The 15,440-nt window shown below is 54.2% G+C and carries 11 protein-coding genes; 10 read left to right on the top strand and 1 reads right to left on the bottom strand.

What is annotated here, in order from left to right; all coding sequences use genetic code 11:
• Positions 1–79: 79 nt before the first annotated feature.
• Positions 80–586, top strand: a complete 507-nt coding sequence (locus MYS68_RS17530) for an SRPBCC family protein (RefSeq protein WP_248927074.1) — start codon at positions 80–82, stop codon at positions 584–586.
• A gap of 117 nt (positions 587–703) precedes the next feature.
• Here the strand turns inward: MYS68_RS17530 and MYS68_RS17525 are convergent, their stop codons facing one another.
• On the bottom strand, positions 704–2,566 hold the full coding sequence (locus MYS68_RS17525; protein WP_248927073.1) for a stalk domain-containing protein: 1,863 nt from the start codon (positions 2,564–2,566) through the stop codon (positions 704–706).
• A 205-nt stretch (positions 2,567–2,771) separates the two neighbouring features.
• Here MYS68_RS17525 and MYS68_RS17520 point away from each other — a divergent pair, with 205 nt between their 5' ends.
• The 9 genes from MYS68_RS17520 to MYS68_RS17480 all read left to right on the top strand — a co-directional run bounded on the left by MYS68_RS17520 (position 2,772) and on the right by MYS68_RS17480 (position 15,367).
• Entirely contained in the window at positions 2,772–4,595 is a 1,824-nt protein-coding gene (locus tag MYS68_RS17520; RefSeq protein WP_248927072.1) for an AAA family ATPase, read from the top strand.
• Positions 4,553–4,828, top strand: coding sequence for a response regulator transcription factor (locus MYS68_RS17515; protein WP_248927071.1), 276 nt, complete (start codon positions 4,553–4,555; stop codon positions 4,826–4,828). Before MYS68_RS17520 ends, MYS68_RS17515 begins: the two co-directional genes overlap by 43 nt.
• Before the next feature lie 129 nt (positions 4,829–4,957).
• On the top strand, positions 4,958–6,217 hold the full coding sequence (locus MYS68_RS17510) for a glycoside hydrolase family 18 protein (RefSeq protein WP_248927070.1): 1,260 nt from the start codon (positions 4,958–4,960) through the stop codon (positions 6,215–6,217).
• Positions 6,218–6,982: 765 nt separating this feature from the next.
• Positions 6,983–8,308 (top strand): group II intron reverse transcriptase/maturase, encoded by a 1,326-nt coding sequence (gene ltrA, locus MYS68_RS17505; protein WP_248924450.1) that lies wholly within the window; start codon positions 6,983–6,985, stop codon positions 8,306–8,308.
• A 334-nt stretch (positions 8,309–8,642) separates the two neighbouring features.
• Positions 8,643–10,394 (top strand): sensor histidine kinase, encoded by a 1,752-nt coding sequence (locus MYS68_RS17500; RefSeq protein ID WP_248930941.1) that lies wholly within the window; start codon positions 8,643–8,645, stop codon positions 10,392–10,394.
• Positions 10,387–11,604, top strand: coding sequence for a response regulator (locus tag MYS68_RS17495; RefSeq protein ID WP_248927069.1), 1,218 nt, complete (start codon positions 10,387–10,389; stop codon positions 11,602–11,604). Before MYS68_RS17500 ends, MYS68_RS17495 begins: the two co-directional genes overlap by 8 nt.
• Positions 11,605–11,768: 164 nt before the next feature.
• The gene (locus tag MYS68_RS17490; protein WP_248927068.1) at positions 11,769–13,487 is read left to right on the top strand and encodes an extracellular solute-binding protein; all 1,719 of its coding nucleotides are present in this window, start codon (positions 11,769–11,771) and stop codon (positions 13,485–13,487) included.
• Positions 13,488–13,574: 87 nt separating this feature from the next.
• Positions 13,575–14,465, top strand: a complete 891-nt coding sequence (locus MYS68_RS17485) for an ABC transporter permease (RefSeq protein WP_248927067.1) — start codon at positions 13,575–13,577, stop codon at positions 14,463–14,465.
• A 17-nt stretch (positions 14,466–14,482) separates the two neighbouring features.
• The gene (locus MYS68_RS17480) at positions 14,483–15,367 is read left to right on the top strand and encodes a carbohydrate ABC transporter permease (RefSeq protein ID WP_248927066.1); all 885 of its coding nucleotides are present in this window, start codon (positions 14,483–14,485) and stop codon (positions 15,365–15,367) included.
• The last annotated feature ends 73 nt before the right edge of the window (positions 15,368–15,440 follow it).

Here is a 15,440-nt window from a genome sequence, read left to right as displayed (position 1 = left end):
TATATTTTCAAGTGTGGGCTTGATCTTGGGCTTGGTAAAGCGGATAATCATGTTAAACATGGAGAACGGGAGGAACGAAATGATGAAATCAGGATTAAACAATGAAGACAGGAGCACCATTGCATCTGTGGAGGGCAGAGAACTTGTCGTCACCCGCGTTTTTAACGCTCCGCGGGAGCTCGTGTTCAAAACGTGGACCGATCCCGAGCATTTGCCGCATTGGTGGGGACCGAAAGGCTTTACGATCACGACACACGAAATCGATGTGAGACCGGGTGGCGTATGGAGGTATATTATGCACGGTCCGGACGGCGTCGATTACGACAACAAGATCGTCTATACCGAAGTGGCAAGCCCCGAACGGCTCGTTTACGCCCATGGCGGAGGCGACGACGATCAGGAGGAGCCTTTTCATGTGACGGTGACATTTGCCGGGCAGGACGGCAGGACGGAACTCACGATGCGGATGGTGTTCAAATCGGCCGAGGAGCTGGAGAAGGTTGTGAAGGAGCACGGCGCCATCGAAGGGGCGAAATCGACGCTCGACCGTCTCGAAGAGCAGCTGCAGAAGCAATTGAACCGATAGTTATCGCCAGGTGCAAAGAAAGCGGGCCGCCTTGTTGGCAGACCCGCTTTTTTTGTTTCCGGAAATGATTGCACGGCTAACTTTCGCGGATAACCGAGGGCTTTGTTTGGTATGCTATCACTTCTTCTCCGGCATTCTGACTTCCAGCTCGCTCAAATAATTGGAAGTTGATGTGCTTCTGGGTTCCCGGAATTCGAATTCGGCCGAGTCTGCGTAGGTTCCGACGTAATTTAACCTTATTTCCATAGGAATCGGGTCGTGTCCGGGCGGCAGCCATCGGGCGGTCGCTTTGTACTTGCCGATCGGAATTTCATCAATGCCAAGGCCGCCGTCAATCGGCCCCGCGTGTTTCGTTATCGTTTTCCCCGGGTTGCCGTCGAGCAGCGGACCGATCGGTGTCAGCGTCAATTCCAGATCGGTAATACGAAATTCAGGTAAGGAATCGTCGAACGAATAATAAGGATAAATATAAACCTGCCCGTTAAAATTCGTCCAGGTAAAATTGCGAACGGCTCCCCGGCTTCCTGCAAACGGCGTATCCGAGTCGTCTTCAGGGTGGAATTTGAACGTCTTTCCGTTAAATTTCCGGGTGATATCGGCGGTCATCGTCCAGGATGTAGCGATCCGCGGCAGCTCAATGACATAGTGGCCGCTCTCATCGGTAACCCCGCTGACGTTGCTGTCGTAAGTCAAATTGTTGTTCGCGTATACGACGACATCAGGCAGCGGATGTCCCAACATGTCGCGAACATAACCTTTGACAACATAGGGCTCGGCTGTTTCGGATGAAGCATCCGGTATCGGTGTCGGAGTAGGCTGCGGTGTCGGCTCCGGACCTGTGCCGGATCCCGAACCCGTGCCGATTCCGGCTTCTTCAATCTTGATGGTTGCCACCCCGCCGACATTGTTGTAAGCAACTTGATATCCGCTGTTCTCCGCTACAAAGCGCAGCGGAACCATGGTGTGACCGTTGATAATCCGGGCGGGCACGCTTAAAGCGACATCGTTTCCGTTTACTTTGGCCGTATTGCTGTCGATCGTTAACTGGATAGTAAGACTACCCTTCGTTCCGATCGCCTGCCGGGTCGATCCCGTCTCCTGCCATTTCACGGTAAAGCCCAAAGTTTCGAAAAGTTTGCGGAACGGGACGAGCGTCGAGCCTTCTTGGATGACAGGCGCCGCATCGTCAAACGCAATCTCATGGCCTTTAAAAACGACATGGACAGCCGGTCCTTCTTCGGAAGATGGAGTTGGAGCCGGACTTGGCGAAGGTACGGGTGTCGGTGCAGGTGTCGGTGTAGATGGCGTCGTACTCGGCGAAGGCGAAGGTACGGGTGTCGGTGCAGGCGGCGTCGGACTTGGAGCGGGAGAAGGCGTCGGCGACGACGGGGACGCTCCATCCGCCACCATCGGCTGCTTATATTTGATCGGTTTGGACTCGACCGTGCCTTGCGGCGTTTCGATCTCAAGCACATAATACTGTGTTTCTTTGATCGTGCCGTTGTTGCTGGCGTACAAATCGAACGTAAGCGACCCTTCGAATTCGCCTACAGGCTCATTTTTATCTTTTCGAAATCCCGGATTGACGATTTCAGTTATGCGTGACGTGCCGTTGTCCGTGGTGACGGTTTTTTCCTGCACAATGCCAAGCAGCCACCCGGTGGTGACGCGGTTCGTTCTCCATACGCCCTGGGAATTGTCTTTTCCGCTTTCGTTTGTCGATCGCAGTACGACTGACTTAATGACCGTCTTTTGCGCGAGGTTAAGCAGCAGCCTGAAATGGCCGTCCTTGCTGCCCTCCGGCGTGAAGTCCGCCGAACCGACTACGTCGGATGCCGTATCCAGCAAACTGAATTCCTTGATGGTCACGCCGTCCGGCGGAGTTTCGCCGAATGCGAATGAGATGCTTGCATAAGCAAGCGCGCCTGCCAGAACCGAGCTTATGGCGATGGCGCGAATTTTTTTCGATAAATGAATCATCGCAGCTGTTTCCTCCCCTATGTTTTTGCAAAAACAAGTATCGCAGGTTCGGTGTGAAACCGATAGTATCCCAAAGAATACCTTTCCAGGGTCCGAAAGGATACTTTTATGCGGCTGCATAAGTCGCGTCGGAAATCCCGAATAAAGGATTAAGCCGCGCAAGCATCGAATAGTATGTTGGATGAAAGGACAGGGAGTGTTCAGCATGCCGTTTGAGACAAACAACCTTGCCAAGAGAGAAAAACAATATATCGTCGGTCGCGATCGGGAGCTGCAGCAGTTCGAACAATTGCTCCGGCAGGCCGACTTGGGAATAAATGCGCAAATCTTGCACGTTTACGGTACCGGCGGTGTGGGCAAAAGCACTGTGCTGCGTTTATGCCAGGACATGGCGGAGGAAGCCGGGGTTTGTTTCCTTATGCTGGATAGCCGGGATTTTGTACATACGGAAAGCGGCTTCTGCACGGCATTGCTCAAGTTATTGCGCAGCAGGGTACATAATCTCGGACACCCCGACGCGATATCGGATGATGTCCGTAAGAGCTGTATGACCATGATCGAACGGCTGGCGGAGGAATGCCGTGTGGTGCTGGCGTTAGACACGTTCGAGGAAATGCTTGACATGGAAGCCTGGCTTCGAGACCGGTTTATTCCTGGGCTCCCCTGCGGGACGGTTGTGCTCACGGCCGGGCGCCGGCCGCTCAAAGGAGCTTGGATCGTATCGCCGGCATGGCGGGAATTGATTCGCCAACTCCCGATTTTGCACCTGAACAAAGACGATTGCGGCAAATATGCCAAATTGTGCGGCATACAGGAAGAAGAGCGTATCGAATACTTGTGGAAGAGGTCGAAAGGACACCCGCTGACTCTGTCTATGGCTGTTGCCGCCCAATTGTATGAGAGTGACGCAGTCGTGGCGCCTGACACGGATTGGTTCGAGGATATGGCAACCTTATGGCTCAAGGAAGTCCCCGACGATGAACTCAGAGCCGTCGTGGAAGCGGCATCCGTACTGCTGCGGTTTAACCAGGAACTGCTGTCCTTTGTGATGGAAAAAGAGATACCGTTCCAGCTGTTCGACCAACTGAAGTCGCTTTCCTTTGTCCGGCAATCGGCGAACGGATGGCAGCTGCACGACCTGATGAGCGAGTTTACGAGCAAACAATTCCGGGAAAGACAGCCTGATCTCTACAACCGCTATAAGGAACGCAGCGCTTATTATTATGCGAAAATAATCGTTGCTTCCTCCGGAACGAAGCAAGCGGCCTGGGAAATCGCGCAGCTATTTCGGTACGCGGACATTAAGGTGCTTAAAGCCATTGCCGGCGATATTCCGGGCAACTCGCTTTATTGGGAGCCGGTCACGGAATCTACGTTAGCGGATGCCGCCGCTTATTTGAGATGGCGCGAAAATTGCGAAGAAGGAATGTCCGGAAGCGAAATCGATCCGGAGAGCGGGGAACGGTTTCGGATCGATTACTCCGCGGAGGTTCTTCGCCTCAGTTCGGGGGGGATCGATGTCCATGAGCTTTTTCGGCTTGCGCCGGAATCGCTCAAGCTGCTTCGGGGGCAGGACGGACGTGACCACGGACTGGCCGTCATTGTGCCTATTCACTCGGGGACGTTAAGCTGGCTGGAACGGGATCCAATCAGTCGGCCTTATTTCTCTTCGTTGATACCCGAGGAACGAAGCCGTTTAGTTACGCCTCGTGATCGGCCGGCCGGTTGGTTTATGAGGACGATGGATTTTACAAATGTGCTTGATCCGGCATCGCGAACGCATGGAGTGCATTTGATCTATTCCTACATGTGCATGGGGGGGTATTCGTCTGTTCCCCTTATCCGACGGAAATTTCCAAGAAGATTTACCCGGAGCTCGGTTTCCGGGTCGTCAAGGAAGCAGCGCATACCCATTATGATGGGAAAACCAAGACCTATACGTATGCGATCGATACGAGAGAGAGCAAGCTTTGCGAATTTTTCGAGATGCTGTTTCGGAAAGCGGGGCTTGATTGGCAGCGGGCTTTGAAATCCTTCCACACTAATGCCGGCGACGAGCGGAAAGCGGCTTTGCTCAAGCAGTTTACGGTTCGCGAGCGGGAGGTTATCGAATGTGTAATAAGCGGAGGCTCAAACGCGGAGGTGGCCAGCCGTCTGTTTATCAGCGAGGTGACCGTAAAAAAGCATCTCAGGTCGATTTACGCCAAACTGGGGATCAGCACAAGAACGCAGCTTGTCAGTAAAATAATGGCCGAATCATAGCGAATATCTATAGATCGGGTTTTGTAGCGGCGCAGCCCGCATTCCATGCATGAGCTGGCTGTCCGCTTTCATAACATAAATAGAATCTACAGAAGGAACGAAGAAACGTTCCGGCAGGAGGTTTTATTTATGTTCATTTATACGGTAAGATCAGGGGAATCCCTATATTCCATTGCACATAAATACCGCGTTTCACTCGAGGCTGTCCAATCCGTCAACCAGCTGCCGGCCGGAACGCTCGTTCCCGGCCAAGATCTGATCATCCCGACGAACCATTATATCGTGCAGCCTGGAGATTCGTTATATCTTATCGCCAGAATGAGCTACCTCTCCATTCAAACTATCATGACCGCGAACGGATTGAATTCATACGCCTTAACGGTCGGCCAGCGGATTTACTTGCCGCCGCGGTCTAAAGCAATCGCGGATAATCTCAGCTTTATCGTCCCCACGGAACCGTCCGAAGTGGAGGCACTCATTCGAACGTATCAATCGGTTTCTACTTATATCGCCGTGTTCGACTATCATATCTCGGCGGAGGGTGAGCTTAGCCAGTTGGACGATACGTTCGTGATCCGGACTTTGCGGAGCCATCGCATTGTGCCGCTGGCCACAGTCACCAACCTGACGGCGGCCGGTTTCAGTGCGGAACTGGCGAGCACGGTATTGAACGATGCCGCGCGCAGAAGCCGCTTGGTGGAACGCATTTACCGTCTTATGACAAACAAGCATTATGGCGGAGTGATGATCGATTTTGAAAGGGTAAAAGGAGAGGATCGGGAGACATTCACGGAGTTTCTGCGGCTTCTTGCCCGCCGGCTGAAAGAGGGAGGGTATGTGACCGCCGTCGCGGTGCCTCCGAAGACACGGGAGGATATTCCGTGGATGCTGGGCTACGATTACAGGGGAATTGGCGCTGCCGTCGACCTGGTGTTTATTATGGCGTACGACTGGCACGAGATCAGCACTCCGCCCGGGCCGGTCGCGCCAATCGGCGCGGTCCGTCAAACTCTGGGTTTTGCGATCGAGCGCATGGACCGGCGCAAAATATTGCTTGGTTTGCCAAGGTACGGCTACGACTGGGCGGCTCCGTTCACGAACCCGGCAAATAACCGGGCCGTATCCGTACAAACGGCCATTCAGCTTGCCTTCCGGCACCGTGTTCCGATCAGCTATTCGGTGAGGGACGAACAAGCTTATTTCTCCTATCGAAACGGGCAAGGCAGGCTGCATCAGGTTTGGTTTGAGAATATCAGAGGGCGGGCGGCCAAGCTCGATCTGGCGGTACGTCTGCGCATTCGCGGGGGAGGTTCGTGGCAGCTCGGGCTGGAGTTTCCGCAGTCGAGTTATCTCGTCAACGCCTTTGTTCAAGCCCGCAAGCTGATTTGACCGGCAATCCTCAGGGAGTTCAGGAGCTACCACGGCGGCTCCTTTTCGCATTTACGCATATATTGTATGATGACAGTAAATCGGGCATCCCGCTTGGCGCAAGCGGGATGCTTTTGTGCGCTTGGCAGCGCATCGTACTAACGGGTGAAAGTCCCGAGCGCACCGCGGGGTGGCGGAAGCGCATAGCCGACTGGTAGTGCTCTGGCCGTAAGGGAGGGTGCGGAGGATCAGAAGGCAAAACCCGGAACAGGCGGCATGAACCATGTTGGCTGGCGAAGCCGGATAACCCTGCAAGAGAAGGGGACGTCCTATACCACCATAGGCTTCGAAAGTTAGGAGGACTGGATTCGGGGGAAAGACGATGACGTGACCCAAGGAGGGCTTATCGTCTTCCGCATAGCGGTAAACTCTTTTCAAGGCTTATAGGGCTAAGACAGAATGATGGATGGTGAGCAGTCATACGAAGGGATAGTAGTGAGAAAGCTTGCCGGAAAAGCCGCAATGGCAAGTGAACCGACACCAACGTTGTCGGTGCAAGCTTAGACCCAAAAGGCAAAGACTTGGTGCGAAGCCCGGAACCGTGGAAGAAAAGCATAACCACCTAGGAAGCCGTCATGTGCCAGACAGAAGCCGGGGAGCCAAGAAGAGCGAAGAGCCGGGGCTGAACAAAAGGGTAGGCCGTCTGGGGCGGAGTACCGAAGGGGAACCGGAAAGGCTGAAAGATTAGCTATACGTCCGGAAACTGAAAGGGAAGGAACACGAGACATGAAGGAAGGAAAAGGAGAGGTAGGCTTTCGTGAGGGAGTAGAAGTCCCGAGAAAACGCAGATGGCACAGCCTCATCGACAAGATATGGGCGATGCCGAACCTTGAGGAGGCATTCCGGGAGGTCAAGCGCAACCGGGGAGCAGCGGGAGTAGACGGAGTGACCATAAAGGTATTCGAGAGTGAACTGGAGCGTAACTTAAGAACGCTTCAGCAGGAGCTGCGGGCGAAGGCATACAAGCCGATGCCGGTCAGGCGCATGTACATTTCCAAGGAAAATGGGGGTCAAAGGCCGCTCGGGATACCCGCAATTCGCGATCGCGTAGTACAGGCGGCGACCCGCCGAATCCTCGAACCGATTTACGAGGCGACATTTATGGAGTGTAGTTTTGGGTTTCGCCCGGGACGCAGTGCACACATGGCGCTGGAGAACATTCGGAAAGATCTCATGGATGGATACGTTTATGTGATCGACGCCGACCTGAAATCGTATTTCGATCTCATTCCACATGACAAGTTGCTTAAGGCCGTCAAGGAAGAAGTGGTGGATGGTAGTGTCCTAAAGCTCATAGAAAGCTTCTTAAAGTCCGGAGTCATGGAGAACGGAAGTTTTCACCTGAACGAGCAAGGAAGTCCACAGGGTGGGGTTATTAGTCCGCTTTTGGCGAATATCTACCTAAACCCGCTGGATAAGCTCATGACTGAACGGAAGCACCGTATAACACGGTACGCCGATGATTTTGTGATCTGCTGCAAATCCCAAAAGGGGGCAGAGAGGGTACTCCAAGGTGTTATTCGTCTACTGGAACAAGAGCTTGGGCTCAAAGTACACCCGGAGAAAACCAAGATCGTGAACAACTTGGAACAGTCCTTTATGTTCCTAGGTCATGAGTTTAAACCGGGATTTTGGGTTACTCCATCCTCGAAAGCCAAACAGAAATTTAAAGAACGCGTGAAAGCAATTACGCGGCGGAACCAAACGGTGAATGTGGAACAGCTGATCCGAAAGAAGTTGAATCCATATTTACGTGGATGGGGTAGCTATTTTGGCTGGGGCAACGTAGGAAGTCTGATGAGAGAGTACGATGCATGGATAAGGAGAAGGCTCCGGATGGTACAGTTGCGGAGCTGGAAAAAGCCGAAGAACTTCTACAGGGCACTAAGAAAGAATAAGTGGAGGGGAGAGCTTCCCAAGATGCGTATGTTCGCATGGAGAAGCTCGCTATCCAAGCCAGCCAGTGTTGCAATGCCAAACGATTGGTTCAGAGAAAGAGGTCTCGTTTTTCTCGTAGACATCTATAATGAACATCATCCCCAGCGGGGATAAGCGCGGAGGAGCCGGATGCGATGACCCGCACGTCCGGTTCTGTGAGAGGCCCATGAATTCATTCATGGGCCTACTCGATTTTTGTAAAGAAATTATGCAGCTGTCGCTTTTTTTCCCCCGGCCGTCCTGCCGCTGAAGGTGAATGAAAGATAAGCGAAGCCGAGCGCTAGCCGCCGGCGCCCATTGTGAAGTAGGCAATTCTTTAAGACGTAGTACGATTTTTCGTACCGTTCGCCTCACCTTTGGAAAATTTGTTCTGCTATACTATTAACCGGCCTTGAAGTATGATAAGGATTGATCTCATATATTCGACACCGGGAGGGTAAGCGTCTTGATGCAGGCGGCAAAAAAACGCGGCTTTTCGATTTACGAATATTTGACGCTGAGGCGGAGAATTTTCATCATTTTTTTGTGCAGCACGCTCATCCCGTTTCTGATCATCGGGCTCATCTCCTATTATGCGATTTACTCCATCCTGACGAATAAGATACATACCGGCATCCAGAGCAATTTGAAGCAGGTCGAGCTGTCGCTGGAAAATACGATCGGCAACCTCAATCACGTATCCCAACAGCTCGCGGAAGGCGGCACGTTCGGCAAAAAGCTGGACCAGCTGCTCTCCGAACAAGAGCCGTATTGGCGGTCCTATCTGACCGACGAACTGAAAAATGAGCTGAGCATTCTCACCTTCACGAACCCGTCCATCGGCTTGACGTTTTATTATTTTCAGAAGGAAGACCGTTACGACTTTGAAAATCTCGGGGTGAAGGAAGGCTTTTCGGCGAAAAAGCTGCCCTTGCTGGCGCAGTATTACCGCATCTCCTATTACGGTCCGCATATTTCGAACAACCGCTTCGACAACGGGTACGTGCTGTCCGCTTTGCGGCAGGTCGATTTGCCGGAGCGCGACGACGTATACGTCTATATCGAATCCAGCTTCAAGCTTACGCAAAACATTCTCAGCAACGATCAGTTCGGCAGCGCGCTGTCGCATATCATCTTGGACAACGGCGGGAGAATCGCCTACAGCGAGCTTCCGGCCGTGTTCCCGCAGGATACGGTGGCGGGCGATTTTATGTCCGGCGGCAAGTCCGGGGTCCATGGGGATTACTACTGGTTTAAGGAAACCAGCAATCAAGGCTGGAGCGTCATCACAGTCATTCCGAAAACGGATTATAACAAAGAAATGAACCGCTGGCTTACCCAGATCCTATTGTTTTCGCTGCTGTTTCTCCCCGTCAGCGTGCTGCTGGCCTGGCTGCTGTGGAAAATGGTGTACAGGCCGCTCAACGATTTTAACCGGGAAATCAAGCTCATGTCGCAAAACAGGCAGCAAACGGCAGCCGTCCGCACGAAAATTCCCGAGTTCGACTACTTGTTAAACCAGTTCCGGCAGATGAAAAAGCAAATTTGGGAGCTGTTTGCGGAGGTGGAGCAAAAGGAGAAGCGCCGGATCGACCTGGAGGTCGAGAAACTGCTGTATCAGATCAATCCGCATTTTCTGATGAACTCGCTCGACACGGTGCATTGGCTTGCCGTCATGAACGGCCAGCAGGAGATCGACCGGCTAGTGCAGTCGCTCAACAAGCTGCTTTATTACAATCTGGGCAAGCTCGGGCAAAGCTCCACCGTGCAGGAAGAAATCGATGCACTGAGGCAGTATTTGACCTTGCAGCAAATCCGCTACGATTTCCAGTTTGACGTGCGGATTCATGTGGACGACGATGTGCTCAAGGTGCCGATACCGCGGTTTATTTTGCAGCCGCTTGTGGAAAATTCGCTGTATCACGGCTTGAATGATGACGGTTACATTCAGGTCGACGTCAGGTTGAACGGTTCCGTGATCGAAGTGTCGATTCGCGATAACGGCGCCGGCATGTCGGAGGAGACGATCCACAACCTGCTGCACAGCAGAGAAGCGGAGGGCCGCAAAGTCGGCATGGGCATCGGGATGAACTACGTGAAAAGAATGATTGAAAGCCAGTACGGCGAACGGGGAAAGCTGAGCATCGAAAGCGCCGTCGGCCAAGGAACGTCGATTTATTTGCAAATTCCGATTTCGGAGGTGGAAGCGGCGCATGCTTAAAGTGCTTGTTGTCGATGACGATAAACTGGTCCGTAAAGGCCTTATTTCCGCTATGCCCTGGGAGAGGTTCGGCATGCAGGTCGTCGGTGAGGCGAATAACGGCCGGAAAGCGCTGGAATTCATCGAATCGGCCGATGTCGACCTGCTGCTGACCGATCTGGCGATGCCGGTCATGTCGGGCATCGAGCTGATGCGGGAGGTGCGCGTCCGGTTCCCGGGCGTACACATCGTCGTGCTGACCTTGCACCAGGATTTTGAATACGTGCAGGAAGCGCTGAGGCTCGGGGCTGTCGATTATATCGCCAAGGTGGAGCTTGAGCAGGAAGTGTTCGACGAAGTGCTGGAGCGCATTTCCCGCCGCATTCGCGAGCTGGAAGGCGGGCGGAAAGCCGGTCGCGGCGATGAAGGCGGGGAAGCGGCCGCAAACGAAACGGACCGGGCGGGTGGGCACCCGGACGAACGGGCGCGGGAGGAGCAGGAAAGGCCCGCTTTTTACGAGCGCCGTGCGAATGAAGCCGGGAGCCGTGTTCCGGCAGACGATGTCGAGGCCGCTCTCGGGCTGCAGGATCCGGAGGAAGGCGTAAAGCGGCTGAGGAGCGAATGGACCTCCTACGGCTGGATTCATCAGGACGCGGCGTATGACAGGCTTACCGGACTCCTGCATGCGCTGAGGCTGCCGCAGCCCCGTCTGATCGGGCTGCTGTATTCGCTCGCCGACCATTGGAACCGGCTGTTTCAGCCCGTTTACGGCGCGGCCATCGAGCTCGGCGAACCGTTCGATTATTGGTACGAGGCGGAGGAATGGCTTCGCCGCGTCAGGGAAACGCTGCGGCGGGCGATGGGGAAGTCGGCCTTTTCGCAGGAAGTGTTCGAAGCGGTGATGAAGGCCGTCGACCTGATCCACGAAGAGGCGCATACGCCGCTGACGGCCGCCGACGTGGCGAAGCGGGTGAACATGAGCCGCAGCTATTTCAGCCAATGCTTCAAAGATATCGTCGGCAGCACCTTCAACGATTACATCCGCCATGTCCGAATGGACAAAGCGAAAAATTATTTGCTGCAAACAAGCAAGCCGATCCATTGGATCGCCGAGCATACCGGTTATTCGGACGAAAAATATTTCAGCCGCACGTTTCGCGAGCATACGGGCCTGCTGCCCAGCGAATACAGGCAGACGTTTCGCACCGGGGGAGAATCGTCCGCCAAATAGGGGGAAATTTGTCAGCCGGCTGCATATATAGCGCTTCGACCGCGCGACCGGCTCCGGTCATTTCTCCCCCGTATTTCGAAACCGCTTTCTATCTTAAGAAGCGGTTCTTTTATGTTAGTTTATAGGTGTATCGATCAATTCCGCAAAAGAAAGCAGGGGAGTTCATGAAAATAATGAAAAAAAGCGCAGCGGTTACGCTTGCCGCCGCACTGGTCATCGTATCCGCTTGCAGCAGCGCGAAGCCTGCGGAAGGGCCTCAGGCGGCCGGCGACAATGCCCCCAAGGACAAAGGAGCGGCCGGCGCTCCGGCAGCAGCGGCAGACCCGTTCGGCAAATATGAGAGCACGGTGACGATCAACATCGGCAAGGAGATCAACCCGTCCGACAAAACGCTGCCGCCGGGCGACAGCTCGGAAAACAACCAATACACCCGCTACGTGAAGGAGCAGCTGAACATCGAGACGAAAAACGCCTGGCAGGCGGCGACCGGCAAAGATTACGACCAGAAGGTCAATCTGTCGATCGCAAGCAACGATCTGCCGGATGCGATGATCGTCAACGACACGCAGCTGCGGCAAATGCTGAAGGCCGGCCAGCTCGCCGATTTGACCGACGTGTTCAACAAATACGCCTCTCCGGCGATCAAGAGCATCATGAACTCTACCCAGGGGTTGGCGCAGAAAGCCGTTACGTTTAACGGAAAAATGATGGCGATCCCCAACGTCACCACTGAATCGGACATGGTGCATATCATGTGGATCCGCAAAGATTGGCTTGACAAGCTCGGTCTGGAGCCTCCGAAAACGATCGACGACCTGGAGAAGGTGGCCAAGGCATTTGTCGAGCAAGACCCGGACGGCAACGGCAAAGCCGATACGATCGGCATTACCGGACCGCAGTCCGGCGGACTGATTCATGCGAACTTCATCGCTCCGAACAACAACAACTACGGCTTTGACCCGGTTTTTTCCGCGTACCACGCGTATCCGGGATTTTGGCTGAAGGGAAGCGACAGCAAAGCGGTGTACGGCTCGATTTTGCCGGAGACGAAGCAGGCGCTCGCCAAGCTGCAGGATTTGTATAAAAAAGGGCTGATCGACAAGGAAATGAGCGTGCGCAAGGATGCGTCGGAGCCGATCAAGAGCGGCAAATCCGGGATCTGGTTCGGCATGTGGTGGGCCGGCTACGGGGCGCTCGGCGATGCGATCAAAAACGACCCGAAGGCGAACTGGCAGGCCTATGCGGTGCCGCTGGACGCGAGCGGCGAATTTACACCGCATATGGGAACGCCGTCCAACAAGTTCCTTGTTGTCCGAAAAGGCTACGAGCATCCGGAAGCGGCGCTGAAAATGATCAATTTGCTGCTGAGGGACGAGTCGAAACTGGACGTGAAGGTATCGCTAGACAACTATCCGCTGCGGCTTGTGTACGCACCGATGGACGAGATGGACGTCACGTATAAAATGCTGAAGGAAGTGCTTGCCGGAACGAAAAAGCCGGAGGAGCTCGATCTGCCGGGCTACAAGCTGCTCAAGGCCGATGCGCAAAACGTCAAGAAGGTCAAGCTCGAGCCTTACGACAAATACGATATCCAGTATTGGGACCCAATGGCCGACCTGGGCGTCTGGAAGCGGATGTACTCCACGTTCGTGGGCGTAGGAGCGCTCCAGAAGCCGTTCAAGAAAACGTACAGCCTCACTTACTCGCAAACGAAGACGATGGAAAGCAAATGGGCTACGCTCGACAAGCTGGAGAAGGAAGCTTTCCTGAAAATCATCATGGGCGCGGCTCCTGTCGATTCGTTCGATCAATTCGTGCAGGAGTGGAAAAAACAGGGCGGAGACCAGATCACGGCGGAAGTGGACGAAATGGCGAAGCAGTAATCGAAGCAGCATAGCGAGGATTCGGGCGCCGGTTGAACGTAAGCGGCGCCCGTCCATACTTAAGCGCGGTAGGGAGTGAGACGAAGCATGGGGAACAAAGGATTTGTCAAGCATTACTATGTCATGCTTCTGCCGGGAATGATTTGGCTGACGCTGTTCAGCATCGTGCCGATGTTCGGGTTTGTCATCGCGTTTCAGGACTACAATCCCGGGCTGGGAATGCTTCATTCCGAATGGATCGGCCTGGAAAACTTCAAATATTTGCTGTCTTTAAGCGACAGCAGGACGGTGTTCGTGAACACGCTCGTTATCGCGGTCATGAAAATCGTCGCCAACCTGATCGTGCCGCTCGTCTTTGCGTTAATGCTGAATGAGCTGCGGCTGGCCGTATTAAAGCGATGGATTCAAACCGTCGTCTATTTGCCGCACTTTTTGTCGTGGGTCATCTTGTCGGGGATACTGCTCGACGTGTTTTCGTACAAAGGGCCGGTCAATACGATCATGTCGTGGTTCGGCGCCGAGCCGATTTTGTTTTTCGGGAGAGCGGATTTGTTCCCGTTTCTCATCGTCGGCAGCGACGTGTGGAAGGAATTCGGCTTTAACACGATCATCTACCTTGCCGCCCTGACGGGTATCAACCCGTCGCTGTACGAGGCGGCCGCCATCGACGGCGCCACGCGCCTGCAGCGGCTGTGGAACGTGACGCTGCCGGGCATCGTCACGACCGTCGTGCTGCTCGCCGTGCTCAGCCTCGGCAACGTGCTGAACGCCGGCTTCGACCAGGTGTTCAACCTGTACAATCCGCTCGTTTACTCGACCGGCGACATCATCGACACCTGGGTGTACCGGACGGGGCTTGTCAACCTGCAGTACGGGCTCGCCACCGCGATGGGGCTGTTTAAATCCGTGATCAGCTTCGTGCTGATCGTCACCTCCTATGTGCTGGCGTCCAAGTTTGCCAATTACCGCATTTTTTAACATAAAGGGGCATGGCTATGGTCAGGGAAACAACATTCGGCTCCAAGGCGTTCGACGTGCTGCTGATCGTGCTTTTGGTCGGCATCGCGCTCCTTTGCATCCTGCCGCTCTGGTATACGCTGTGCGTGTCGCTCAGCGCCAATTCCGCAGCGGCGGCCGGGATGGTCGGCTTATGGCCGGTCGGCTTCAATTTTAACTCGTATAACGAAATCATGGGCGACAGCAAGTTTTTCAATTCGTTTTGGATTTCCGTCAAAAGGGTCGTGCTCGGCGCCGGCGTCAGCTTTATCGTCACCGTGCTGATGGCGTACCCGCTGTCCAAAAACGCCAAGGAATTCCCGCTGCGCAACGTGTTTATGTGGATTCTCGTGTTCACGATGCTGTTCAACGGCGGACTGATCCCGTGGTACCAAACGGTGAAGGCGCTGGGACTCATCAACAGCATCTGGGCGCTCGTGCTCGGGCACAGCGTGCCGATGTTCAACGTCATTCTCGTCGTCAACTATTTCCGCAACCTGCCCAAGGAACTGGAGGAGGCGGCGCTCGTCGACGGAGCCGGGCCGTGGTATATGCTGGTCAAGCTGTACATTCCGCTCGCCGTGCCGGTGCTCGCCACCGTGACGCTGTTCAGCATCGTGTACCACTGGAACGAGTTTTTCAACGGCCTCGTGCTGATGTCGAAGGCGGACCATTATCCGCTGCAAACGTACATCCAGCAGCTCGTCGTCGTCATCGATGCTTCGACGATGGATACGGAGCAGCTCAAACGTCTGAGCGAGCTGTCGAACCAGACGCTCAATGCGGCGAAAATTTTCATCGCGATGATTCCGGTGCTGCTCATTTATCCGTTTCTGCAGCGGTTTTTCATTCACGGCATCACGCTCGGTTCGGTGAAGGAGTAATATGCGCGTATGGCGGCGAATGCCTTTCGGCCTTCGCCGCCGTTTATTTTTATCCCGGAAACTATCGTCTGCG

The sequence above is a fragment of the Paenibacillus hamazuiensis genome (assembly GCF_023276405.1).
In the GTDB taxonomy this organism is placed as follows: Bacteria; Bacillota; Bacilli; order Paenibacillales; family NBRC-103111; genus Paenibacillus_AF; species Paenibacillus_AF hamazuiensis.
The sequence above is the reverse complement of the archived record's forward strand: the minus strand, read 5'-3'. Positions and strand labels throughout refer to the sequence as shown.